This window comes from Streptomyces oceani (assembly GCF_001751245.1).
In the GTDB taxonomy this organism is placed as follows: Bacteria; Actinomycetota; Actinomycetes; order Streptomycetales; family Streptomycetaceae; genus Streptomyces; species Streptomyces oceani.
In genome coordinates, this window is sequence record NZ_LJGU01000114.1 from 229,194 (window position 1) to 254,067 (window position 24,874).

Consider the following 24,874-nt stretch of genomic DNA (forward strand, 5'->3'; position numbering starts at 1 on the left):
GGTGTGGGTGGGGGTGCTGGTGTCGGATTCTCGCGTCGCCGTGTCGCTACATCGTCGTGTCGCCGTGTCGCCGTGTCCCTGTGTCCCTGTGTCCCTGTGTCGTGTCCGCCGAACTCGCACGGCGGATACCGGTCGCGGTACCGTCGTCGTCGGTGGCGCTCCGCGACGTGCCGCCACCCCGCCCCTCGAGGGGTGCGTCGCCGAAGCGACCAGGACGGGAACCGGTGCGCGTGGCACTACAGGGCGAGCAGCGCCCGATCCAGCACACGGACGCCGAAATGGAGGGCTTCCACCGGCACCCGCTCGTCCACACCGTGGAAGAGGGCCTGGTAGTCGAATCCAGCGGGGAGTTGGAGTGGCGAGAAGCCGTATCCCTTGATCCCCAGCCGGGAGAACTGTTTGGCGTCGGTGCCGCCGGACATGCAGTACGGCACGACGTGCGCGGTCGGGTCGAAGTGCTCCAGGGCCTCCCGCATCGCGGCATAGGCCGGGGAGTCCACCGGCGACTGGAGCGCGACCTCCTGGTGGTGGAAGTCCCAGTCCACGTCCGGGCCGGTCAGTTGGTCCAGGGTCTCCCGGAACTCCCCCTCGCCGCCGGGCAACATCCGACCGTCGACGAAACCAGTGGCGGTGCCCGGAATGACGTTGACCTTGTATCCAGCGTCCAGCATGGTCGGGTTCGCGCTGTTCCGCACTGTCGGCTCGACCAACGCCGCCGCGCTCCCCAGCCTGACCAGCAGCGCGTCGACGTCGAAGTCCGGGGCGTCCAGCTTCGGGGGCTCCAGGCCCCGCAGCGCGGATAGTTCGGTGAGGGCGGCCCGTACGGTCGGGGTGAGGCGGACCGGCCACTCGTGCTCGCTGATCCGGGTGACGGCGCCGGCGAGCCGACTCACGGCGTTCGCGCGGTTCACCTTGGAACCGTGACCCGCCCTGCCCCGCGCGGTGAGTCGCAGCCAGCCAGTGCCGCGCTCCCCGGCGGCCAGCGGATAGAGCCGGAGCCCCTCGTCGGTGTGGAAGGTGAACGCGCCCGACTCGCTGATGCCCTCGGTGCAGCCTTCGAAGAAGTCGGCGTGCTCCTCAGTGAGGAAGCCGGAGCCGTAGTCGGCGCTGTCCTCCTCGTCCGCCGTGAACGCCAGCACGATGTCCCGCCGGGGCCGCACCCCGGCCCGGGCCCAGGCCCGGACCACGGAAAGCACCATCGCGTCGGCGTTCTTCATGTCAATGGCGCCGCGTCCCCACACCACGCCATCCCGCACCTCGCCGGAGAACGGGTGCACGGTCCACTCGCTGGGGTCGGCCGGGACGACGTCGAGGTGGCCGTGCACCAGCAGCGCGTCGGCGCTCGAGTCGGTGCCCGAGATACGCGCCACGACGTTCGTACGGTCCGGGGCCTTCTCCAGCAGGGCCGGCTCCAGACCGGCCTCGGCGAGCCGTTCGGCCACGAACTCGGCCGCCTGCCGCTCGACTCCGTCACCCCGTCCGTGGTTGGTGGTGTCCATCCGGATCAGCTCGGAGGTGTAGCTCACCACCTCGTCCAGTGCCCGCTCATCGATGTGCGGCTCAGCCATAGGTCTCCTCCACCGCGTTCGACACGACCGTCGTGACCGCCTTGAAGCACCGGATGCCCTCATACATCGTCGGGGCGGTGTAGGACACCCGGCGCTCCCCGGTGCGCTCCACACCGGGCACCACGGTGGCGGCCCCCGCGAGGTGTTCGGCGTCGAACTCCATGACCACCTCATGCGGTCCGCTCACCCTGGGGCTGTGCCGCACGGCCAGGGCGGCGCCCTTCCGCGCGGCGGCCCGGATGTCCTGGGCAGTCCGGCTGGGCGTACGGCAGACCGCGGCATACCGTGAGACGTAGTCCTTCACCGCCGCGGTCGGCGCCTGTGGCGCGTAGCCCTGCGCGTCTTGACAGGTCAGGTCGTCTCCGGTGACGAGAACCACCGGCACGCCGTACTCCGCGACGACGAAGCTGTTCAACAGGCCCTCGCTGGCCCGGACGCCGTCCAGCCAGACGCCGGTGAGGGAGTTCGCCAGGAACGTGTGCGCCAGCACTCCCTCGCTGCCGGCGCCGGTGTGATAGCCGACGTAGGCGATGCCGTCCACGTCGCCGTGCTGCACGCCCTCGACCATACTCAGCGACTTGTGTCGGCCGGTGAGCATCTGCACCCGGTCGTCGAGCTGCTCCAGCAGGAGGTTGCGCATGGTCCAGTGCGCTTCGTTGACGAGAACTTCGTCGGCTCCGCCGTCGAAGAACCCGGCGATCGCCGCGTTGACATCGGAGGTGAACATCGGGCGGCACCGCTCCCACTGCGGCGTCCCTGGGAGTACGTCAGCGGGCCAGGTGACGCCGGTGGCGCCCTCCATGTCCGCGGAGATCAAGATCTTGCTCATGGCGAGCACGTTACGCGGTCGCGTATGGCAGCAAAACCCCTGTGGATAATTACTGAGGTCTAGACCTCTTGTGAGACACGAAGCACGCACGACCAGCGGCTTCGCCCGGCTCTCGGCCGAAAACGGGATACCGCGCGGCACGGCACGACAGTCGCCCGCAGGCCGCGGAAGGCCGTCCCGAGTCCGTCGGCACACCCCCGGGACCTTCCGCGGAGCGCCCTCTGAGCCGCCCCGAGCCGCAGCCACCCGAGCCGCGCCCCGCGCGCCCCCTCGCCCCTTTGCGCCCCACCGCGGATCAGTCCTCGTGCCCCAGCTGCAGGTCGTGCTCCGTACGACCGCCCCCGGCGATCTGGAGCACCGTGGCAACCGGCGGATACCCGGCGGCGATCACGGTGTACTCGCCGGACGCGAGGTCCACGAACCGGAAGATGCCGTCCGCCTCCGTGGTTGCCGTGTCGATGACGTTCCCAGCCGCGTCCAGCAGGGTGACCCGCGCGTCCTCCACTGGCCGCCCGCCGTTCGCCCGTACGGTCCCACGCAGCACCGCCCCGCCCGCCAGCTCCACGTCCTGGCGGGTCTCCAGGGCCGCGTGCACGGTCACCGGCTGCGCGGCCGGGCGGTACGCGGGCGCGCTGGCGGCCAGGGTGTAGCTGCCGGCCACCAGGTCGGTAAGGGCGTAACTCCCGTCCCGCCCGCTACGGGTGGCGGACACGACCTCGCCACGGGCGTCGGTGAGCGTCACCGCCGCGTCTCGCACCGCCGCGCCGTCCGCCGTGTGGATGGTGCCGGCCAGCCGCCCGGCGCCGCCGAGGACCACGTCCAGCTCCAGCGGACGCTCCCCCACGGTCAGACTCACCGCCTGCGGCTGGTGCCCGCCAGCCGCCGCGATCAGTACGTAGCTACCCGGGCCTGGGGTGCTCAGCGCGTATCTGCCGTCCTCGCCGGTGGCGCCGCGTCCCAACTGCCGTCCACCGGTGTCGATCAGGGTGAGCGCCGCCTGCGGCACGACGCTGCCGTCATGATGCGCCACCGTCCCACAGATGGGCACGCCGGGAGCGGGCCCGGAGCTTGCGGGGTCGTGGGCCGTACGGGCCTCCGGCACGGTTGTGTGGTTCGACACCAGGGGTTTCTCCTTCAGTAGGAAGGCCAGCAGCAGACCGAGGACGAGCACCGGCACGAGATACAGGAAGATCCGCGGCATCGCCTCGGCGTACGCCTCCACGTACGCCGCACGCAGCGGCTGGGGCAGCGCGTGTACCAGGTCCGGGGTGAGCGACTCCGCGTCGGGCAGCTCACCGCCCGACGGCGGCCTCGCCGGGAGTTCGTCCTCGAGTGCGCTGGTCAACCGGTGGGTGAACAGGGTGCCGAAGACGGCGGCCCCGACGCTGCCGCCGATCTGCCGGAAGTAGTTGTTCGCGCTGGTGGCCGTGCCCAGGTCAGCCGCGGGCACGGAGTTCTGTACGGCCAGGACCAGCACCGGGAGCACGCAGCCGATGCCCAGCCCGAGCAGCGCCATCCAGCCGCTGTAGGTGGCCCAGGCGGTGTCCCGGTCCAGGCCGGACAGCAGCCACATGCCGGCGACGGCCAGCGCCGAGCCGACGAGGGGGTACGACTTGTAGCGTCCCGTGCGGGAGATGAGACTGCCGGAGACCATGGAGGCGAGGACGACCCCGCCCATCATCGGCAGCATCAGCAGTCCGGACTCGGTAGCACTGGCGCCCTCGACCATCTGGAGGTAGCTGGGCAGGTAGTTGGCCGCGCCGAACAACGCCACCCCGACGACCGCGCCCACGAGCCCCGTGACGTTGAAGACCGAGTCCCTGAAGAGGCGCAGCGGGATCAGCGGCTCCCGTACGAGGTGCTCGGTCAGCAGAAAGAGCAGCACGCTGACGAGCGCGCCCACGGCCAGCCCGAGGATGACGCTGTCACCCCAGTCGTACTCCGTGCCACCCCAACTGGTCAGCAGCACCAGACAGGTGGAGAAGCAACCGAGCAACACCGCGCCCAGCAGGTCGAACCGGGCCCTCCTGTGGGTCGGCGGCAGCTTCAGCACGCAGGCCGTGACCAGCAGGGTGAGCAGGCCGAAGGGGACGTTGACGTAGAAGCACCATCGCCAGGACAGCACGTCGGTGAACCAACCGCCCAGCAGCGGGCCGGCCACGGACGCCAGCCCGAACACCGCGCTGATCAGCCCCATGTAGCGGCCACGGGCTCGCGGCGGGACGATGTCCGCGATGATCGCCTGGACGCCGATCATCAGGCCCCCAGCGCCGACGCCCTGCACGGCGCGAAAGGCGATGAGTTCTTCCATCGAGCGGGCCCAACCACTCAGCGCCGAGCCGATGACGAACACCGCGATGGCGAACAGGAAGACGCTCTTCCGCCCAAGGAGGTCGCCGAGCTTGCCGTACACCGGCAGCCCGACGGTGGTGGCGAGGAGGTATGAGGTGACCGCCCAGTACATCTGGCCCAGGCCGTCCAGATCGCCCACGATCTCCGGCAGGGCGGTGGCCACGATGGTCTGGTCCAGCGCGGCCAACAACAGCGCCAGCATCAGCCCGACGAAGACGAGCCGCACTCGGCGCGGGCTGAGCCCGGCGGTGTCCTCCGAGTCTCCTGGAGCTCCTGGTCCCCCGGGGCCGCCGTGGTTCCCGGGGATTGCCGCGCCTTCGGCGGCCTCGAAGCGCTCAGCGGCCCCGGCCTGCTCGTACGGCGGCGCCTCGCGGACGGCGGCTCCCCGCGTTACGTCCGGACCGCCGTTCGGCGCGGCGGCGCCGGAGGCGGGTGCGCCGAACGGCGCACCGGAGGCCCGGGTGCCCGCTGGCCGGCTCGGCGCCCCGAAGTCCGGGATCTCCAGGGTGACTTCGACGGCGGCCGGCTGGCGCGCGGCTGCCCACGGCTCCGGGGTGTCCTCCAGCGTGATCCCGCTCATCCCACGTCGCCCCTCTTGCCCCGAGTCGCCCAAGTCCGCATATTTCTCGCATCAGGCGATCGGACTGGGCAAGTTGGGCACGCCGGCTCCGAGCGGCGCCCGCACAACCCCAACTCGCTTCTCCGGGGCGTCATTCGGGCGCTTCAGCAGGGCTTTCCGGGAAAACGACATGCCCGGGGCGACGTACGCGCGCCCCGGGCAAACCACTCGAAATAGTGACGCGGTATCCGCGCGCCAGCCGGGCCGCGGCACCGGCTCGAACAACCGCGCCCCGGATTCGTTGACGCCGGCTACTTCTCGGTCTCGGCGGCGAGTTTGGCGAGCACCGCGTCGTAGATCCGTGCCAGGCCCTTCGGCGCGAAGGTGCGCTCGAAGAAGCCGCCGATGCCGCTCGCGCCGCTCCAGGTGGAGGTCACCACGACCCGCGAGGTGTTCGCGCCACCGCTGCCCTGGGTCACCCGCCAGGTTGTCACCATCGAGGAGTTGCGGTCCTTCTCCACGACCCTGTCGTCGGTCGGCTCGGTCACGTCCAGCAGGCAGTCCCGCACGCGCTTGCTGGTCGCCTGGAGCTTCCAGTGCACCAGCGTGCCCTCGCCGTCGCCGCCCTCCCGCACCTCGTACTCGCTGAACTGCTCCGGAAGCAACTTCGGGCGGGTGCCGCTGTAGTCGGCCAGTGCGCTGAGGACATCGTCCGGCTTCGCCGCGATCTCCCGCTCGGTGGTCGACTCGACCTGCGCCATGACTCCTCCTGTGCCCGGGATACCCGCGCTCTCTCGTGGACTGGGCGACCAGCCAATCACCCCCGTCGCGGCGACCCAAATCCACCCCGGCGCCGCCACTCGAGCGCCGTTCCGCCGCCACCGGGCCGCCCACGGGAAACCGGCTCGCGTTATGATGGGAACGCCTGTTCTATTTCGGAGGGACGAGAACGACCCACCTAGGAGGCCCGCATGCGTTGGGAGAACCTGCACGGCGACGACCCGTCCGCGCTCTTCGGTACCGATGCCGTGACCCGTACGTTCGACACCCCGGAGTTCCGCGGCATCACCTTCCACGAAGTGCGGGCCCGGTCGATCACCAACCGGGTCCCGGGAGCCTCTCGGATGCCGTTCGAGTGGACCGTCAATCCGTACCGTGGCTGCTCGCACGCCTGTGTGTACTGCTTCGCGCGCAAGACGCACAGCTATCTCGACCTGGACACCGGAGCCGGTTTCGACTCGCAGATCGTCGTCAAGGTCAACGCCCCCGAGCTGCTGCGCCGCGAGCTGGGCGCCCGCCGCTGGCAGGGCGAGCACATCGCGATGGGCACCAATGTCGACTGCTACCAGCGGGCGGAGGGGCGATACGGATTGATGCCGGGCATCCTCACCGCGCTACGGGACTACGCCAACCCGTTCTCCATCCTCACCAAGGGCACCCTGATCCTGCGCGACCTCACCCTCCTGCGCTCCGCCGCCGCCGTCACCGACGTCGGAGTCTCCGTGTCCGTCGGGTTCACCGACGAGGAGCTGTGGCGCTCCGTGGAGCCCGGCGCCCCGGCCCCGGAGCGCCGCCTGGACGTCGTACGCACCCTCACCGAACACGGCATCCCCTGCGGAGTCCTGATGGCCCCGGTCATCCCATTCCTCGGCGACTCACCGAGCCAGCTGCGGTCGACCGTACGCGCCGTCGCGGCAGCCGGCGCCACCTCCGTCACGCCCCTCACCCTGCATCTGCGCCCCGGCGCGCGGGAGTGGTACATGCGCTGGCTCGGCACCCATCACCCCAGCCTCGTGCGGCACTACGAGGCGCTGTACGCTGACGGCGCCTACGCCCCGACCTGGTACCAGCGCAGGATCACCGGTCAGGTGCACGAACTCGCCGCCGAGTACGGCATCGGTCCCGCCGCGCCGGGCGCCCACCGACTCCCGCCGGAACACGCCGAGGATGACGAGACCGAGACCCCGCGAGCCACCCAGCTGACCCTGCTGTGACGCGCTGAAGCTCGGACCCGCCGTCGAGCGCGCTCAAGTTCCCAGCCTGGTGGGCACGTCCGCGACAGAAGACATGAGGGATACCGTGCGTTACACGCTCTTCGGCAGAACCGGCCTGCGGGTTTCCGAGTTGAGCCTCGGGACCATGACCTTCGGCGTCGAGTCGGGTCCGACCGCGGACCTGGACACCTGCCGCCGACTGCTGCACGCCTACACGGAGCTGGGCGGGAACTTCCTCGACACCGCCAACATCTACACCGGCGGCGCGTCCGAGCGTATCGTCGGCGAACTGCTTAACGGCCGCCGTGACGAGTTCGTGCTGGCCACCAAGTACACCGGAGCGACCCGCGAGGGTGACGTGAACTCCGCCGGCAACCACCGCAAGAGCCTGCGGCAGTCGGTGGAGGCCAGTCTGCGACGGCTACGGACCGACCATGTCGACATCCTCTGGGTGCACGCCCGCGACAGTCTCACGCCGGTCGAGGAGGTCATGCGGGGACTGGACGACGTCGTACGCTCGGGCAAGGTCCTCTACCTCGGAGTGTCCGACTGGCCGGCCTGGGAGATCGCGCAGGCCAACACCTTGGCCGAGCTGCGGCATTGGACCACCTTCGCCGGCTCGCAACTGCGCTACAACCTCCTGGACCGTACCGCCGAACGCGAACTGCTGCCGCAAGCTCGCGCGTTCGACCAGGCGGTGCTCGTCTGGGGGCCGTTGGGCGGCGGCGTGCTCACCGGCAAGTACCGTCGCGGCGAGGGCGGCCGGCTCACCGGGCCGAACGGGGCAGCCCCACGGGAACCGAGGCAGGAAGCCGTCGTCACGGAGGTGCTGGACATCGCCGAGCAGGGCGGGTGGAGCCCCGCCCAGGTGGCCCTGGCATGGCTCCGCGCCCAGCCCGGGAACGTCATCCCGATCCTCGGAGCCACCAAGGAGTCCCAGTTGGCCGACAACCTCGCCGCGCTGCGGGTCACTCTCGGCGAGGAGGCGACGCAGCGCCTGGACGAGGTGAGCGCCCAGCCACTCGGATTCCCGCACGACTTCCTCCGTGAACCGGGTGTCACGCAGGTCGTCTACGGCGACCGTTGGCCGGCCATCGAGGACCGACGCTCCACGCCGCACGGCGCGCCCCGCTCCATGCGCCGAGACGGCGCCCCCACGTAGCCGGGCGTGCGCACACGGGCAGGGACGCACGCGGGCACGTACGCGTACGGGCACGCCCGTCCCGATTCGGCGGGGCAGGCGCGTCCGTCGGTTCACACCTCGGCACCGGGCCTCGCGCACTCCCGCTCGTGGCCGGTGGGCACCTCCGCGGCGGCGTCGAAAGCAGCACCGGGATCGGAGGCTTCCGCGAGGTGCGGATCACCCGGTCGCGGGGTGGCGCGGCGGGCCCGCAGCAGCTCCGGTACAAGGCTGCCCACGCCGAGCACGGCCAGACCGGCGCCCAACCACAACGGTGCGCGCAGTCCCGTGTGGTTGATGGCCAGGCCACCCGCCCAGGAGCCGAGAACCACGCCGAGGGTGATGAAGGACGCGTGGACGGTGTTGACCAACGGCCCTGCGTTGCCCGCCCGTTGCACCCTGGTGACCATGGCCGGGTTCATGCTGATGCCGACCAGTCCGATGCCCAGGAGGCACGCCACGGCCGCGACCTTGAACTCCACCAGCAGCGCGAAGCCCGCGAGGAACACGGTGTTCAGCGCGAGTCCGACCAGCTGAACCCGGAGCGCGTACCGGTCGGCGAGCCTGCCCACGATGTTGTTTCCGACCACCGTGGCGGCGCCGTAGGCGATGAGCAGCAGCGGGACCGTACCGCTCGCGAACCCGGTGACCTCGGTAAGGATCGGGTTGAAGTAGCTGAAGGCGGCGAAGGTCGCGCCGATGATCAGCGCGCTCGTGGACAGTGCCAGCCAGAGTCGGCGACCGCGGAAGACCGCGAGCTCGCCCCGTACGCCGCCGCCGTCCTGCGTGGGTGCCAGGTTGGGCACTCCGACGAACGTTCCCAGTGCGGCCAACAGCGCCAGGGCGGTGATCGCCCAGAACGCCGCGCGCCAGCCGAAGTGCCCGCCGATCAGCGTGGACAGCGGAAGGCCCAACAGGGTGCCCAGCATCAGGCCGTTCATCGTCGCAGCGATGGCGCGGGCGCGGACCTCCTCGCGGACCAGTTGGACGCTCAGGGAGAGCGCGACACCGAAGAAGGCCGCGGAGACGGTGCCGGTGACGATCCGCGCGACCAGCATGACCGCGTACGTGGTGGCCGTCGCCGCCAGCACGTTGCCGACGGTGAAGACGGCGAAGAGCGCTGACAGGGCGGTTCTCGGGGGCAGTTTCGTCAGCACGGAGGCGAGGAACGGGCCACCGACGGCCATGGCGATGCCGAAGGCCGTGATGAGGTAGCCGATCTGCGGGATGGTCGCGTTCAGACCGTCGGCCATCTGCGGCATCAGTCCGGCGACGACGAACTCACTGGTCACCATGGCGAAGACGCCCAAGGCGAGAATGTGCACGGCGCGGGGCATACGAAACTCCTGACGCGTTGGTTGGTACGTGCGGATGGACGAGGGCAGGCTCCGCCGTTTTTTTGTATCGATCGGTACGAAACGAGTCCATGCGGAAGCGACCGACCGACAGGCCCCAACAGGACCGGTCAGTCGATCCGCCGCGGAGTGGTCAGGCGACCAACGCGGCCAACGCCGTCTGCGCGATCGACTCCAGCGACGCCGGCTCGGCACCGCCCTGCCCGGAGACTCGAATACCGCCGATCACCGCGGTGACGAAGCGAGCAAGGGCCTCGGGGTCCTGCTGCGAGGTCACCTCCCCGGAGCGCTGACCGGCCGCCAACACGGTGCGCAGCGCGGCCAGCCGGCGCGCCAGGTCCCGCTCCAGCATCCCGGCCGCCTCCGGATCCCGGCCGCTCTGCTCCACGGTGGCGTTCACCACCAGACAACCAAGGCTCCGACCACCCCGCCGCACCTCGACCTCCTGCTGGACGACGTCGGCGAACAGTGCCCGCAGGCGCTCCAGCGGCGACCGCTCCGCGTCGTCCAGCAGGGTGAGCTGCCGAGTGGTCATGGTGTCGATGTAGTGCGCCAACGCCCGCCGATACAGCTCGTGCTTGCTCTGGAAGGTGTTGTAGATGCTGCTACGCCCCAGGCCGGTGGCGACGCACAGGTCGTGGGTGCTGGTGGCCTCGTAGCCGTTCGCCCAGAACACGCGCATGGCCGCGTCCAGGGCTCCCGCCTCGTCAAACGTCCTCGGTCGAGCCATGACGCGCAGCCTACACATTATGAACCGTTCGGTTCAATACGAGTCGCCCCGCGTGGTCGTACGGGTACGGCGCCCGGCTGCTCAGGTGGTGAACGCCTCCAGCGTCACGTGTGCGGAGTCCGCGCCCACGTAGCCGACAGTCAGCCGCACCTCGTACGCTCCCTCGGTCTCCGAGGAGGCGTACGAGCGCTCCAGGCAGAGGTCCTCCTCGCAGGAGGTTCGCCGCTCGGCCTGGGGATAGTGGGTGTCCAACCACCCCCGTACGTCCGCGCGAGGCATACGGAACCGCCCGCTGACGAAGACGTCGATCCCGTCGGCGCGTGTGCAGTCCGCTTCACTCGCGTCCTCAGGAAGCGTGCCGTGTGCGAAGGACAAAGCCTTGGAACAGGAAACGTCCGAACGCGAGTCGCGCACGTCGTCACTCGCCTCGGAGTGGTAGCCGAGCAGCCCGACGAACAGGACCAGCCCCACCACGGCCAGACCCGCCACACCGGCCAGGATCACCAGAGGAACGGTCCACCACCGCCGGTGGCCGCCACGCGCCCCGCGGACGCGCCCGCTCTCGTCGGTCTCCCGGCCACTCACCACCCTGCCCATTACCCCGTGTCCCGTCCCGTCAACACCACCCCTGCGCGGGGTGGTTCGTCCTCAGCCCTCCCTCGGCGGATCCTCCCTCGGCGGCTCGTCGCCGTTGCCGCGACGGAGCGTACGCAGCCGGCCGCCGGGGCGCCACACGTCCGTGCAGATGTCCGGGATCGAGAGGTACACCCGTACCACCTCGGTCACGTCCGCCCGGAAGAGGTGGAACACGTCCGGCACCGCGCCCTCCGGTGCCGCCGCCGCGAAACGCGCCAACTCGGCCTCGTCGGTGACCTCGATCGCCCGGCCGGAGATCCGGACGTCACCGCCGCCCCCTTCCATCTCCGAGCCGTCACCGGGGTTGGCGTGCAGGGTGAAGCGCGGGTCCCGGCGCAGATCCAGTGCCTTGCGCGAGTTGGGCATCATACCCAGCCACAGTTCGCCGCGACTGAAGTCCGCCTCCAGCACGGTCAGGCGCGGGGAACCGTCTGCACGGAGGGTCCCCAGCACATGGTGCTTGTGTGCGTCGAAGCGCTCACGCACGATGGCGGCGTGCGCCGGTTGTGCGGCCTCGACGTCTTTCCAGCTGATCGTCATGCGCTCATGCTGACGTGGATACCGGACGCCTGCTGTCTGGTATCCACGTCCGCGTGTGCGGGATTGCGCGCGTCTTCCCGCCGCTCAGCCGCCGCTGCCGTAGGGGCGGGTGAGGATCTCCATGGAGTGCCCGTCCGGGTCGTCGAAGTAGGTGCCCCGGCCGCCGTCCCGGTTGTTGATCTCACCTGGTCGGCCGTGTCCCGGGTCCGCGTAGTACGTCAGCCCGGCCTGCTTGATGCGTCCGAATATCGCGTCGAAGTCGGTCTCGGAGACCAGGAAGGCGTAGTGCTGCGGGGTGATGGCGCCGTCCTTCTGGTCCGCGTAGTCGAGGGTCACGCCATTGCTGACGAGCAGCGGCAGGAACGGCCCGTACCGCTCGCCGACCCGCAGGCCGAGCAGTTCGGCGAGGAAGGCGGCGGAGGCCTGTTTGTCACTGCTGGAGACGATGGTGTGGTTCAGTTCGACAGCCATGATGAAACGGTAAGTCTGATGACATCGGCTCTCCACACGGGAACCATGCCCGACTACTGGGGGCACGAGGCACACGCACACACGTGACAGGACCGAGGCGGATGTCGACCGAGTCACCGAGCTGCGAGTACGTGGCTGTGCCACCCCAGCCGTGGCACCGGCTCGGCCGACGGCCCTAGGTCCGCCCTCCGCCCGGGACGGTGCGCAGGACGGCTACACACGCTGCTCCCGCCCTCTCCGGAGCAACTCAGCCACCGGTTTTCGCCAACGCCGCCTGTGCCGCCGGACGCAGCCGGTGGTGGGCGGCTGCCTCCCGCAGCACGACGCGAGCCCGCGGGTCCCCGATCCGACCGAGCCCCTCGACGCAGGCCAGTGCCAACGCGGTGTGCCCGCCGGGGCGTTGGAGCAGCCTGGCCAGCAGCGCGGTCAGGGTCGGCACGGACTCGGGGGCCCGCAGGGCGACCAGCAGCCTTACCGGGTGCAGCGCGTAGGCGGTGCGCAGCTCGTTGGTGGCGAGCGCGGCGGCGGCCCGTGCCGTCCGCGGGTCGCCGAGCCGTACGAGGGCGTGCGCGGCGGTGCCGCCACGCACCGGGTCACGGTAGTTGAGCAGGAAGATGAGGGTTTCGAAGGCCCGCCGGTCCCCGGCACAGCCGAGTGTGAAGGCGGCGATCTCCCGTGCCCACAGTGGCTGTCCGGGTTCGATCAGCACCTCGGCCAGGGTGTCCCGGGACTCCTGGCTGCCGTCCTGGGCGAGCGTGCTCAGTTCGGCACAGCGTGCCGTCGCGCCGGGATCGGTCGCCGCGACCCGCACTGCCTCGGCGTCGGCTGCCTCGGCCTCGCTGCGTACACGGCTCAGCAACGCCGCGAGTTGGGCGCTTCTCTGGTGTTCGGACGGTCGGTACCGGCGATTGGTTGGCATTTGGCCCCCTTCTATCCGTATAGATACCGCAGATCCGTGGAACGTCCAGAGTTCGCGTTCGGACGCCCTGGCTGGAAAACGCCGCTGTGCGTCTCAGGTCACAGTCGCTACCCCCTGGCGTTCTTGTTACCCGCCAGTTAGCCTGCTCATCAGAGCGGCACCCCCGCTCAGGCGGCCTCGTGACGCAGCCGCCGTGAGTGCGAGTCGGTTCGGTGATCCCCGTACCCGACGCGGCCCCGGGACAGGGCCGGCGTCGGTTCCGCGGAGCTTCGGCTTCGACTGTCGAGCGCCCCGGCGCACGACAGTACGTACGGCACACACCCGCATCAGTCACGCCCCGCTCGGGGCATGTGTCACAACCTCTGGAGTCCCGTGATGGACCGTCCCCCTCTCAGTACCGTCGCCGTCGTCGGCCTGGGCACCATGGGCACCGGCATCTCCGAACTACTCGTCCGCGGTGGCCGCGAGGTCATCGGCATCGACACGGACCCCGCCGCCGCCCGGCAGGCCGTGTCCGCCCTGCGCTCCTCCACCGAGCGCGCCGTGCGCCGAGAGCGCCTCACCGAGGTCGAACGGCAGGACGCGCTGGCCCGGTTCCGTACCTTCACCGATCTGCACGCCGCGGCCGAGGCGGAGTTGGTGATCGAGGTCGTGCCGGAGGACTACGACATCAAGTGCCAGGTGTTCGCCACGCTGGACACCGTCGTGAAGGCGGACACGATTCTCGCCACCGGCACGAACGCGCTCTCCGTGACCCGGCTCGCCGCCGACTCGGACCGGCCCGAACGGGTGGTGGGCCTGCACTTCTTCCATCCCGCGCCCGCGATGCGGCTCGTCGAGGTGGCGTCCTCGGTGCTCACCGCCCCGCAGGCGGTGGCATCGGTCACCCAACTCGCCCGGGACCTCGGCAAAGACCCGATCCCGGTCGGCGACCGTCCCGGATTCCTCGCGGACGGGCTGCTGTTCGGCTACCTCAACCAGGCCGCCGCGATGTACGAGTCTCGGTACGCCACCCGCGAGGACATCGACGCCGCGATGCGGCTGGGCTGCGGCCTGCCCATGGGGCCGCTGGCGCTGCTGGACCTGATCGGTATCGACACCGCGCGCACCGTGCTGGACGCGATGCACGCGGCCTCGCACGACCGGCTGCACGCTCCGGCTCCGGTGCTGCGCCAGCTCAGCGACGCCGGGCTGAACGGCCGCAAGGCCGGCCGCGGCTTCTACACCTACGCCGCGCCTGGCAGCGGGGAGATCGTCCGGGACGCGGACACCCCGGACCCGGCCGGCACGGACACGGCAGCGCGTACGGTTCGGGAGGTCGGAGTCGCCGGTTCCGGCACGATGGCCTCGGGCATCGCGGAGGTCTTCGCCACCGCCGGCTTCCCGGTGGTGCTGACCGCCCGCAGCGCCGCCAAGGCCGAGACCGCGCGAACCCGGGTCGCCGCCTCGCTGGACCGGGCGGTGGCCAAGGGGCGGCTGGACGAGGCTGACCGGGACGCGGCTCTGGAGCGCGTACGGACCGCCGACACGCTCGACGCGCTCTCCCGCGCCGATCTGGTGGTGGAGGCGATCACCGAGGAACTGCCGGCCAAGCAGCGGTTGTTCGCGGAGCTGGACGAGATCTGCAAGCCGGACGCCGTGCTTGCGACGACCACCTCCTCGCTGCCGGTGGTCGCCTGCGCCCGCGCCACCGCCCGCCCCCGGGACGTGGTCGGAATGCACTTCTTCAACCCGGCGCCGGCGATGAAGCTGGTCGAGGTGGTCCGTACGGTGCTCACCGGCGACGCGGCGCACGCCACCGTACGGCAGGTCACCCGGCGGTTGGGCAAGCACCCGGTGGACTGCGGGGACCGGGCCGGCTTCATCGTGAACGCGCTGCTCTTCCCGTACCTCAACAACGCGATCAAGATGGCGCAGGAGCACTACGCCTCGCTGGACGACATCGACGCCGCGATGCGCCTCGGCGGCGGCTACCCGATGGGCCCGTTCGAGCTGTTGGACGTGGTCGGCCTGGACGTCTCGCTGGCCATCGAGCGGGTGCTGCACAGCGAGTTCCGCGATCCGGGGCTGGCGCCCGCGCCACTGCTGGAACATCTCGTCGCCGCCGGCTGCCTGGGTCGCAAGACGGGCCGGGGATTCCGCGAGTACGCGCGACGGTGACCGGCCCCGGGCGTGGGCCCGGCACGTGGTCGAACGGCGACTGGGGCGGGTTGCTCGAGCCCCCGGCGGCCAACCCGCCCCCGACGCAGGTCACACGGTGTAACGTGCCCCACATGCCGGAGCCCGCGAAGTCTTCCCACACCCCCGCCGCCACCCCGCAGCGCCTCAGGTTGCGCCGGCAGCTCGCAGCCGCGGCCATGGAGCTGTTCGCGACGAAGGGATACGAGGAGACGACCGTCGACGAGATCGCCGCGCAGGCGGGCGTGGCCCGGCGTACGTTCTTCCGGCACTTCCGCTCGAAGGAAGAGGCGATCTTCCCGGACCACGACGACACCCTGGTGCGGGCCCAGGCGGTGCTGGAGGCGGCGCCCGCGCACGAGCACCCGCTGGACACGGTGTGCCGTGGCATCAAGGAAGTCATGAAGATGTACGCCTACTCCCCCAAGGGCAGCGTCGAGCGCTACAAGCTCACCCGTGAGGTGCCGGCGCTGCGCGAGCGGGAGATCGCCTCGGTGGCGCGGTACGAACGGCTCTTCACCCGCTACCTGTTGGCGCACTTCGACGAGGCGGCGTACGGCGACGGGGTGAGCGACTTCGACGAACCGCTGCTGGCCGAGGTGGCCGCCTCGGCGGTGGTCACCGCGCACAACCACGTGCTGCGGCGCTGGCTGCGCAGTGGCGCCACCGGCGACGTGGAGGGACAGCTCGACCACGCCTTCGCGATCGTCCGGCGCACCTTCGGCACCGGCTTCGGCGCCAGCCGGGCGGGCTCGGGAGCGCGCCCGGGCGGGGCCCGTACCACCCGGGAGGGCGAGGTACTGGTCACCGTGGCTCGTACGGACGCTCCGCTGGAGCAGATCATGACCTCCATCGAAGAGGTCCTGCGCAAGGACTGACCGGCTTCCCGCCCACCCGCACGCGCACCTCCGCGGCACGCGCATCTCGCGGCACACGGCACTGAGCGCGCGGCGGCCGCGACCAGGGAACCGTCCCGGTTCACCCGAGCCCGGACGGCGCCCACGGCGACCGTCGCGCGCTCATCCGTGCGCCCTCCATGACATCCGAGAGCAGTTTCTGGCACCGAGTGTCTTGTGTCCTGGCACTGGGTGTCATACGGTGGTCGGTGTCCGGGCGCTGTCCCACACGGCAGCACCCGTGCGCGTCCGGACACCCGCGTCACCGGCCCGTGCGCGCCCACCAGGCGCCACCGGAGTCGGACAGGACGAAGCCGAACCGACGGCACTGCCTCACACCGACGTCCCTCAAGCGTTCTCCAGTCAATGCGCTTCGCCGGAGGCACACCGTGAACGACATACTCGACGCGATCCTCGCGTCCGACACCTCAGCAGCAGACTTCGCCAAGCTGGACCTCCCCGAGTCCTACCGTGCGGTCACCGTGCGGAAGGACGAGGCCGAGATGTTCGACGGCCTGAGCAGCAAGGAGAAGGACCCGCGCGAGTCCCTCCATCTGGACGAGGTGCCGGTTCCCGAACTCGGGCCCGGCGAGGCCCTGGTGGCCGTTATGGCCTCCTCGGTCAACTACAACTCCGTGTGGACCTCGATCTTCGAGCCGATGCCCACCTTCGGCTTCCTGGAGCGCTACGGGAAGCTCTCCCCGCTGACCCGCCGGCACGACCTGCCGTACCACGTCATCGGCTCCGACCTGGCGGGCGTGGTGCTGCGGACCGGGGCGGGGGTGAACAGCTGGCGTCCCGGCGACGAAGTGGTCGCGCACTGCCTGTCGGTGGAGTTGGAGAGTTCCGACGGGCACAACGACACGATGCTCGACCCGGAGCAGCGCATCTGGGGCTTCGAGACGAACTTCGGCGGCCTTGCCGACATCGCGCTGGTCAAGTCCAACCAGCTGATGCCCAAGCCGGACCACCTCAGCTGGGAGGAAGCCGCCTCCCCCGGACTGGTCAACTCCACCGCCTACCGGCAGTTGGTCTCCCGCAACGGCGCCGGCATGAAGCAGGGCGACAACGTGCTGATCTGGGGTGCGAGCGGCGGACTCGGCTCATACGCCACGCAGTTCGCGCTGGCCGGCGGCGCCACCCCGATCTGCGTGGTCTCCAGTGACCAGAAGGCCGAGATCTGCCGGCGGATGGGCGCCGAGGCGATCATCGACCGGAACGCCGAGGGATACGAGTTCTGGTCGGACGAGCAGACCCAGAACCCGCGCGAGTGGAAGCGGTTCGGCAAGCGCATCCGGGAACTCACCGGCGGCGAGGATGTCGACATCGTCTTCGAACACCCCGGCCGGGAGACCTTCGGCGCCTCCGTCTACGTCACCCGCAAGGGCGGCACCATCGTCACCTGCGCCTCCACCTCCGGGTACCAGCACCAGTACGACAACCGCTACCTCTGGATGTCGCTGAAGCGCATCGTCGGCTCGCACTTCGCCAACTACCGCGAGGCGTGGGAGGCCAACCGGCTGATCGCCAAGGGCAAGATCCACCCCACGGTGTCCAAAACCTACCCGCTCGAGCAGACCGGGCAGGCGGCCCACGACGTGCACCACAACCGCCACCAGGGCAAGGTCGGGGTGCTGGCGCTCGCCCCCGAGGAGGGGCTGGGGGTGCGGGACCACGAGTTGCGCGCCCAGCACCTGGACGCCATCAACCTGTTCCGCGCGGACGCCGGTCCACAGGCGCGGTCCGAGACCCGCGCCCCGGCCACCGCAGAGCGCAGGGCCGCCTGATGACCGAGCGGCACAAGGACCGCCCGTGGTTGATGCGGACGTACGCCGGGCACTCCACGGCGGAGGCGTCCAACGCGCTGTACCGGCGCAACCTGGCCAAGGGGCAGACGGGGCTGTCCGTCGCCTTCGACCTGCCGACCCAGACCGGCTACGACCCGGACCACGTCCTGGCCCGCGGCGAGGTCGGGAGGGTGGGGGTGCCGGTCTCCCATCTGGGCGACATGCGGCGGCTGTTCCAGGACATCCCGCTGGAACGGATGAACACCTCGATGACCATCAACGCCACCGCCATGTGGCTGCTGGCGCTCTACCAGGTGGTCGCCGAGGAACAGGGCGCGGACATCTCCGAGCTCCAGGGGACCACGCAGAACGACATCGTCAAGGAGTACCTCTCCCGCGGCACCCATGTCTTCCCGCCCGGGCCCAGCCTGCGGCTGACCACCGACATGATCGCCTACACGGTCAACCACATCCCCAAGTGGAACCCGATCAACATCTGCAGCTACCACCTCCAGGAGGCCGGAGCCACCCCGGTGCAGGAGATCGCGTACGCCATGAGCACCGCGATCGCCGTGCTTGACTCGGTGTTCGACTCCGGCCAGGTGCCTCAGGAGCGCAAGGGTGACGTGGTCGGCCGGATGTCCTTCTTCGTCAACGCCGGCGTGCGCTTCGTCGAGGAGATGTGCAAGATGCGGGCTTTCGGCCGTATCTGGGACCAGATCGCCAGGGAGCGGTACGGCGTCGAGAACCCCAAGCAGCGTCGCTTCCGGTACGGCGTGCAGGTCAACTCGCTGGGCCTGACCGAGGCGCAGCCGGAGAACAACGTGCAGCGCATCGTGCTGGAGATGCTCGCGGTCACGCTGTCGAAGGACGCCCGCGCCCGGGCCGTACAACTGCCCGCCTGGAACGAGGCGCTGGGCCTGCCCCGGCCCTGGGACCAGCAGTGGTCACTGCGCATCCAGCAGGTGCTGGCGCACGAGAGCGACCTGCTGGAGTACGAGGACCTGTTCGCCGGCTCGTACGTCGTCGAGGAGAAGGTCGACGCGCTGACCCGGGACGCGCTCGCGGAGATCGACCACGTCCAGGAGCTGGGTGGGGTGATGGCCGCCGTGGAGTCCGGCTACCTCAAGTCCCAGCTGGTCTCCTCGCACGCCGAGCACCGCGCGCGGGTCGAGTCCGGCGAGGCGAGCATCGTCGGGGTCAACTGCTACGAGGCCACCGAGCCCAGTCCCCTCACCGCCGACCTGGACACCGCGATCATGACGGTGGACGCGGAGGGAGAGGCGGGTGTGGTGTCCGCCGTACGCGACTGGCGGACGACCCGCGACCAGCCGTACGTCTATCCGCCCTCGGCCGAGGCGCTGCGGCTGCTCAAGGAGGCCGCGGCCGGGGACGCCAACCTGATGGAGGCAACCCTCGAGTGTGCCCGCGCCGGGGTCACCACGGGCGAGTGGGCCGGCGCGCTGCGTGAGGTGTTCGGCGAGTTCCGGGCACCAACCGGAGTGAGCGGCGCCCCGGTCGCCGTGTCCGCCGAGGAGGGCTCGACGCTGCGGCTGGTACGCCGCCGGGTGGAGCGTACGACGGCCGACCTGGGCGGCGGCCGGCTGCGGCTGCTGGTGGGGAAACCGGGCCTGGACGGGCACAGCAACGGCGCCGAGCAGATCGCCGTACGCGCCCGGGACGCCGGCTTCGAGGTGGTCTACCAGGGCATCCGGCTGACTCCCGAGCAGATCGTCACAGCCGCCGTGGCCGAGGACGTGCACTGCGTCGGACTGTCCATCCTCTCCGGCTCGCACGCCGAACTGGTCCCCGACGTACTGGAGCGACTACGGCGGGCCGGCGCCTCGGACATCCCGGTCATCGTCGGCGGCATCATCCCCACCACCGACGCCGAGGCTCTTCGGAAAGCCGGCGTGGCGGCCGTCTTCACCCCGAAGGACTTCGGGATCACGGAGATCATCGGCCGTATCGTCGACGAGATCCGCACCGCGAACGAACTCGACCCCCTGGAGGTCCCCGCATGACCGCCGCATCCGCTGAGCCGGCTGGCCGGCTCCGTCCGCGCCGCTCCTGTATGGCGGTGCCGGGCAGCAATCCGCGGTTCCTGGAGAAGGCCCAGGGGCTGCCGGCGGACCAGGTCTTCCTGGACCTGGAGGACGCCTGCGCCCCGCTCGCCAAGGAGGACGCCCGGCACAGCATCGTCAAGGCGCTGAACGAGGGCGACTGGCGGGGCAAGACCCGGGTGGTACGGGTCAACGACTGGACGACACACTGGACGTACCGCGACGTGATCACCGTCGTCGAGGGCGCGGGCGCCAATCTGGACTGCCTGATGCTGCCCAAGGTGCAGGACGCCGCGCAGGTGCGGGCGCTGGACATGCTGCTGGGCCAGATCGAGCGGACGGTCGGGCTGGAGGTCGGCCGGATCGGCATCGAGGCGCAGATCGAGAACGCCAGGGGCCTGGTCAACGTGGACGACATCGCGGCGGCCTCGCCCCGGTTGGAGACCATCATCTTCGGGCCGGCCGACTTCATGGCGTCCATCAACATGAAGTCGCTGGTGGTCGGCGAACAGCCGCCAGGTTACCCGGCAGACGCGTACCACTACATCCTGATGCGCATCCTGATGGCCGCACGCGCCAACGACCTCCAGGCCATCGACGGGCCGTACCTGCAGATCCGTAACCTGGACGGCTACCGCGAGGTGGCCCAGCGGGCCGCCGCCCTGGGCTTCGACGGCAAGTGGGTGCTGCACCCGGGGCAGGTCGAGGCGTCGAACGAGATCTTCTCACCCTCCCAGGAGGACTACGACCACGCCGAGTTGATCCTGGACGCGTACGAGCACTTCACGTCCGAGGAGGGCGGCAGGAAGGGCTCGGCGATGATCGGCGACGAGATGATCGACGAGGCGAGCCGGAAGATGGCGCTGGTGATCGCCGGCAAGGGCCGGGCCGCCGGCATGACCCGTACGTCCACCTTCACCCCTCCGGAGGCGTGACCCATGCAGTTCGGCCGCACCTACGAGGAGTTCACCGTCGGGGACGTGTACAAGCACTGGCCCGGCAAGACCGTCACGGAGTACGACGACCACCTGTTCTGTCTTCTCACCATGAACCACCACCCGCTGCACCTGGACTCCCACTACGCCGAGGAGACCACCGACTTCGGACGGAACGTCGTCGTCGGCAACTACGTCTACTCGCTGCTGCTGGGCATGTCCGTGCCGGACGTGTCCGGAAAGGCCATCGCCAACCTGGAGGTCGAGTCGCTCAAGCACGTGGCACCGACCTTCCACGGCGACACCGTGTACGGCGAGACCACAGTGCTGGACAAGACACCGTCGCGCTCGAAGAGCGACCGCGGCGTCGTGCACGTCGAGACCCGTGGCCACAACCAGGACGGCACGCTCGTCTGCGTCTTCCGACGCAAGGTGATGGTGCCCGCCGCCGCCTACGTCACCGCACGCGGCGGCGAACAACCGGGCCGACCCGAGCCCGTGGAGCGGCGGTCGGAGGGAGCACGCTGATGGGACGGCTGGCGCAGACGGACGGACTCACCGAGACGCAGCGGGAGATCCTGTCCACCGTACGCAGCTTTGTCGACAAGGAGATCATCCCGGTCGCCACCGAGCTGGAGCACCGGGACGAGTACCCGACCGAGATCGTCGAAGGACTCAAGGAACTCGGCCTGTTCGGGCTGATGATTCCCGAGGAGCACGGCGGCCTGGGCGAGTCCCTGCTCACCTACGCACTCTGCGTGGAGGAGATCGCCCGTGGTTGGATGAGCGTGTCCGGCATCATCAACACGCATTTCATCGTCGCGTACATGCTCCAGCGGCACGGAACGCGGGAGCAGCGGGACCACTACCTGCCCCGGATGGCGGCGGGCGAGATCCGCGGCGCCTTCTCGATGTCCGAGCCCGCGCTGGGCTCCGACGTCTCGGCGATCACCAGCAAGGGCGTCCGCGAGGGCGAGGAGTACGTCCTGACCGGGCAGAAGATGTGGCTGACCAACGGCGGCTCCTCGTCCCTGGTGGCCGTGCTGTGCCGGACCGACGAGGGACACCCGGAGGGCACCGCGCCGCACAAGTCCATGACGACCTTCCTGGTGGAGAAACAGCCGGGGTTCGGCCAGGTCGCGCCGGGGCTGACGATCCCCGGCAAGATCGAGAAAATGGGCTACAAGGGCGTGGACACCACCGAGTTGATCATGGATGGTCTGCGTATTCCGCAGGACCGAGTGCTCGGCGGCACCACGGGCCGGGGCTTCTACCAGATGATGGACGGCGTCGAGGTGGGCCGGGTCAATGTCGCCGCCCGTGGCTGCGGCGTCGCCCAGCGCGCCTTCGAGCTGGGCATCGAGTACGCGCAGCAGCGGCACACCTTCGGCCAAGCCATCTCCGGGCACCAGGCCATCCAATTCAAGCTGGCTGACATGGCGACCAAGGTGGAGGCGGCGCACGCCCTGATGGTGGGCGCGGCTCGTACGAAGGACTCGGGGCGGCGCAACGACCTGGAGGCGGGGATGGCCAAGTATCTCGCGTCCGAGTACTGCAAGGAGGTCGTGGAGGACGCCTTTCGCATCCACGGGGGTTACGGTTTCTCCAAGGAGTACGAGATCGAGCGGCTCTACCGGGAGGCACCGATGCTCCTCATCGGGGAGGGAACCGCCGAAATCCAGAAGATGATCATCGGACGCAGATTGCTGGAGGAGTACCACTTCGGGGGCTGACTGCCCGATTTGGGGGGCTTGTCAGGATGAGAGCTCCTTCCGGGGAGTCCCCACGGAGACGGACTGGCCTTCTGGCTTGCCCAGTTGCCACCCGTAACCGATAGCATCCCGGAAAGCCACTCTCCCCCGGTGGCCCGCTCGTCGCGGCACACTCGCCCGCGGCGCCATCCGCTACGAAGGTCTTCCATGCCCCACAGCCCATCCTCTGTATCGAGCGGTCGAGTGCGTCTCGCGCGTGGAGCGTCGCCGTGGCTCGTACCAACCCTCGCGACCGCCGCCGTCAGCCTCGCCCGGTCCCGCCGGTCGAAGTGGGCGGCGGCGGTGGCCGTACCCTCCACCGCGCTCGCGGCGGGGATGCTGTGGTTCTTCCGGGACCCGGAGCGGGAGATCCCGACCGGCAGGGTGCTCTCGCCGGCCGACGGTGTCGTGCAGAGCATCATGCCGTGGGCGGACGGGCGCACCCGGGTCGCGATCTTCATGAGCCCGCTGAACGTCCACGTGAACCGGGCCCCCCTGGCCGGCACGGTCACCTCAGTCGAGCACGTGCCCGGTGGCTTCGTCCCGGCGTTCAACAAGGAGAGCGAGCACAACGAGCGGGTCATCTGGCACTTCGACACCGAGCTGGGCGACCTCGAGATGGTGCAGATCGCCGGTACGGTCGCCCGGCGGATCATTCCGTACGTCGACCGGGAGGCGAAGCTCGAACAGGGCGAGCGTCTCGGCCTCATCCGGTTCGGCTCCCGAGTGGACCTCTACCTCCCGCAGGGGGTGGAGCCGGCCGTTGAGGTCGGTGAGACAACTACCGCGGGGGTGACACGCCTTGACCGTGATTGATCCCGACACCTCGGCGTCCTGGGTGACTAAGGCGGACGACGACGAGGAAGACGAGATGCCGCTGTCCACGCGGCTCTCGATAGCGGACACCCTGACCCTGGGGAACGCCACCTGCGGCTTCCTCGCGGTCTACTTCACCACCACCGGGGTCCTCATCCCGCACCTCACGGGCAACGAGGACGGCGGTATGGCGCGGCACAGCGCGGCCTCGGCCGTCATCCTCATGCTGCTGGCCTCGGTCTTCGACCTCTTCGACGGACTCGTCGCACGCAAGCTGCGCAGCTCGGCCATGGGTGCGGAGCTGGACAACCTCTCCGATCTGATCAGCTTCGGGCTGGCGCCCGCGTACTTCGTCGCCGTCTGGGGCATGGTCGCCAGCGACGCCCACGAGCGGGTCTCGGTGGTGGCGGCGGTGGTGGTGCTCCTCGCGGTGGTCCTCAGACTCGCGCGGTTCTCCTGTGTCACCCTGCGGGACGGCATCTTCCAGGGCATGCCGAGTCCGTTCGGGGCGTTGACCGTGGTCTCCATCGTGCTGCTGGGACTGCCGTTCCTCCCGACGCTGCTGGCGATCTTCGGGGTGGCCTGGCTGATGGTGAGCCGGGTCGAGTATCCGAAACCGCAGGGTCGGCTCGCGATCGCGATGCTCAGCTGGATCGTGCTCAGCATGGGCCTGCTGGCCGCCTGGGCCTTCGACGCGCCGGGGGGCGAACTGGTGCTGCAGACCGGCTGCGCCCTGCAGGTGGTGCTGGGCGCGGTGATCCCGCTGTTCGCGACCGCTCGCCGGGTCAACACCTTCCGGGACAACCGGCGCGAGGCCCGGGCGGCGCAGAGCTGAGCGGAGCTGAGCTGAGCGGAGACGTAATCTCAGAAGCGGGTCGGTCCGGGTGAAGCTCCCGGACCGACTGTACCGNGGTCTCCATCGTGCTGCTGGGACTGCCGTTCCTCCCGACGCTGCTGGCGATCTTCGGGGTGGCCTGGCTGATGGTGAGCCGGGTCGAGTATCCGAAACCGCAGGGTCGGCTCGCGATCGCGATGCTCAGCTGGATCGTGCTCAGCATGGGCCTGCTGGCCGCCTGGGCCTTCGACGCGCCGGGGGGCGAACTGGTGCTGCAGACCGGCTGCGCCCTGCAGGTGGTGCTGGGCGCGGTGATCCCGCTGTTCGCGACCGCTCGCCGGGTCAACACCTTCCGGGACAACCGGCGCGAGGCCCGGGCGGCGCAGAGCTGAGCGGAGCTGAGCTGAGCGGAGACGTAATCTCAGAAGCGGGTCGGTCCGGGTGAAGCTCCCGGACCGACCCGCTTCTGAGTTCCGTACT

At 69.9% G+C, this 24,874-nt stretch carries 21 protein-coding genes and 1 pseudogene; 12 read left to right on the plus strand and 10 right to left on the minus strand.

The genetic code is table 11. The annotated features are described in order from the left end of the window. Window positions 1–236: 236 nt before the first annotated feature. The 4 genes from AN216_RS08305 to AN216_RS08320 form a co-directional block, all read right to left on the minus strand. Entirely contained in the window at window positions 237–1,568 is a 1,332-nt protein-coding gene (locus tag AN216_RS08305; protein ID WP_070195948.1) for a M20/M25/M40 family metallo-hydrolase, read from the minus strand. Then, entirely contained in the window at window positions 1,561–2,397 is an 837-nt protein-coding gene (locus AN216_RS08310; protein ID WP_070195949.1) for a M55 family metallopeptidase, read from the minus strand. Before AN216_RS08310 ends, AN216_RS08305 begins: the two co-directional genes overlap by 8 nt. A 295-nt stretch (window positions 2,398–2,692) precedes the next feature. Further along, complete coding sequence (locus AN216_RS08315) at window positions 2,693–5,329, minus strand: MFS transporter (protein WP_079166391.1); 2,637 nt, start codon at window positions 5,327–5,329, stop codon at window positions 2,693–2,695. Window positions 5,330–5,619: 290 nt separating this feature from the next. Beyond that, window positions 5,620–6,069: an SRPBCC family protein gene (locus tag AN216_RS08320; RefSeq protein ID WP_070195950.1), complete on the minus strand. Its 450-nt coding sequence runs from the start codon at window positions 6,067–6,069 to the stop codon at window positions 5,620–5,622. A 210-nt stretch (window positions 6,070–6,279) separates the two neighbouring features. Here AN216_RS08320 and AN216_RS08325 point away from each other — a divergent pair, with 210 nt between their 5' ends. Continuing rightward, on the plus strand, window positions 6,280–7,302 hold the full coding sequence (locus tag AN216_RS08325) for an Rv2578c family radical SAM protein (RefSeq protein ID WP_070195951.1): 1,023 nt from the start codon (window positions 6,280–6,282) through the stop codon (window positions 7,300–7,302). 85 nt (window positions 7,303–7,387) lie between these two features. Next, window positions 7,388–8,464, plus strand: a complete 1,077-nt coding sequence (locus AN216_RS08330) for an aldo/keto reductase (protein WP_070195952.1) — start codon at window positions 7,388–7,390, stop codon at window positions 8,462–8,464. Window positions 8,465–8,556: 92 nt separating this feature from the next. On the opposite strand, the gene AN216_RS08335 is transcribed toward AN216_RS08330, so the two are convergent. The 6 genes from AN216_RS08335 to AN216_RS08360 form a co-directional block, all read right to left on the minus strand. Further along, window positions 8,557–9,819, minus strand: a complete 1,263-nt coding sequence (locus AN216_RS08335; protein WP_070195953.1) for an MFS transporter — start codon at window positions 9,817–9,819, stop codon at window positions 8,557–8,559. 151 nt (window positions 9,820–9,970) lie between these two features. Continuing rightward, window positions 9,971–10,567: a TetR/AcrR family transcriptional regulator gene (locus AN216_RS08340; RefSeq protein WP_070195954.1), complete on the minus strand. Its 597-nt coding sequence runs from the start codon at window positions 10,565–10,567 to the stop codon at window positions 9,971–9,973. An 81-nt stretch (window positions 10,568–10,648) separates the two neighbouring features. Continuing rightward, window positions 10,649–11,071 (minus strand): hypothetical protein, encoded by a 423-nt coding sequence (locus tag AN216_RS28070; RefSeq protein WP_139140877.1) that lies wholly within the window; start codon window positions 11,069–11,071, stop codon window positions 10,649–10,651. Between the two features lie 144 nt (window positions 11,072–11,215). Beyond that, window positions 11,216–11,743 carry a pyridoxamine 5'-phosphate oxidase family protein gene (locus AN216_RS08350; RefSeq protein ID WP_070195956.1) on the minus strand — a complete coding sequence of 176 codons (528 nt, stop codon included), beginning with the start codon at window positions 11,741–11,743 and terminating at the stop codon, window positions 11,216–11,218. Between the two features lie 84 nt (window positions 11,744–11,827). Continuing rightward, entirely contained in the window at window positions 11,828–12,214 is a 387-nt protein-coding gene (locus AN216_RS08355) for a VOC family protein (RefSeq protein WP_070195957.1), read from the minus strand. Window positions 12,215–12,461: 247 nt separating this feature from the next. Beyond that, entirely contained in the window at window positions 12,462–13,133 is a 672-nt protein-coding gene (locus AN216_RS08360; RefSeq protein WP_107401922.1) for a HEAT repeat domain-containing protein, read from the minus strand. A 375-nt stretch (window positions 13,134–13,508) separates the two neighbouring features. Between AN216_RS08360 and AN216_RS08365 the strand changes: the two genes are divergently transcribed. The 10 genes and pseudogenes from AN216_RS08365 to AN216_RS08410 form a co-directional block, all read left to right on the plus strand. After that, window positions 13,509–15,293 carry a 3-hydroxyacyl-CoA dehydrogenase family protein gene (locus AN216_RS08365; protein WP_070195958.1) on the plus strand — a complete coding sequence of 595 codons (1,785 nt, stop codon included), beginning with the start codon at window positions 13,509–13,511 and terminating at the stop codon, window positions 15,291–15,293. 113 nt (window positions 15,294–15,406) lie between these two features. Further along, the gene (locus AN216_RS08370; protein WP_070195959.1) at window positions 15,407–16,189 is read left to right on the plus strand and encodes a TetR family transcriptional regulator; all 783 of its coding nucleotides are present in this window, start codon (window positions 15,407–15,409) and stop codon (window positions 16,187–16,189) included. A gap of 407 nt (window positions 16,190–16,596) precedes the next feature. Beyond that, window positions 16,597–17,994, plus strand: coding sequence for a crotonyl-CoA carboxylase/reductase (gene ccrA / locus AN216_RS08375; protein ID WP_070195960.1), 1,398 nt, complete (start codon window positions 16,597–16,599; stop codon window positions 17,992–17,994). Continuing rightward, window positions 17,994–20,018 carry a protein meaA gene (locus tag AN216_RS08380; RefSeq protein ID WP_070195961.1) on the plus strand — a complete coding sequence of 675 codons (2,025 nt, stop codon included), beginning with the start codon at window positions 17,994–17,996 and terminating at the stop codon, window positions 20,016–20,018. Before ccrA ends, AN216_RS08380 begins: the two co-directional genes overlap by 1 nt. Further along, window positions 20,015–20,992 carry an HpcH/HpaI aldolase/citrate lyase family protein gene (locus AN216_RS08385; RefSeq protein WP_070195962.1) on the plus strand — a complete coding sequence of 326 codons (978 nt, stop codon included), beginning with the start codon at window positions 20,015–20,017 and terminating at the stop codon, window positions 20,990–20,992. Before AN216_RS08380 ends, AN216_RS08385 begins: the two co-directional genes overlap by 4 nt. 3 nt (window positions 20,993–20,995) lie before the next feature. Next, window positions 20,996–21,520, plus strand: coding sequence for a MaoC family dehydratase (locus tag AN216_RS08390; RefSeq protein ID WP_070195963.1), 525 nt, complete (start codon window positions 20,996–20,998; stop codon window positions 21,518–21,520). Continuing rightward, on the plus strand, window positions 21,520–22,725 hold the full coding sequence (locus AN216_RS08395; RefSeq protein WP_070195964.1) for an acyl-CoA dehydrogenase family protein: 1,206 nt from the start codon (window positions 21,520–21,522) through the stop codon (window positions 22,723–22,725). The genes AN216_RS08390 and AN216_RS08395 overlap by 1 nt, the downstream gene beginning before the upstream one ends. A 186-nt stretch (window positions 22,726–22,911) precedes the next feature. After that, complete coding sequence (locus AN216_RS08400; protein ID WP_070195965.1) at window positions 22,912–23,559, plus strand: phosphatidylserine decarboxylase; 648 nt, start codon at window positions 22,912–22,914, stop codon at window positions 23,557–23,559. Beyond that, entirely contained in the window at window positions 23,546–24,394 is an 849-nt protein-coding gene (gene pssA, locus AN216_RS08405) for a CDP-diacylglycerol--serine O-phosphatidyltransferase (RefSeq protein WP_070195966.1), read from the plus strand. The genes AN216_RS08400 and pssA overlap by 14 nt, the downstream gene beginning before the upstream one ends. A gap of 71 nt (window positions 24,395–24,465) precedes the next feature. Continuing rightward, window positions 24,466–24,786: pseudogene (locus AN216_RS08410) on the plus strand (CDP-diacylglycerol--serine O-phosphatidyltransferase); the annotation flags it as partial. Window positions 24,787–24,874: the final 88 nt, after the last annotated feature.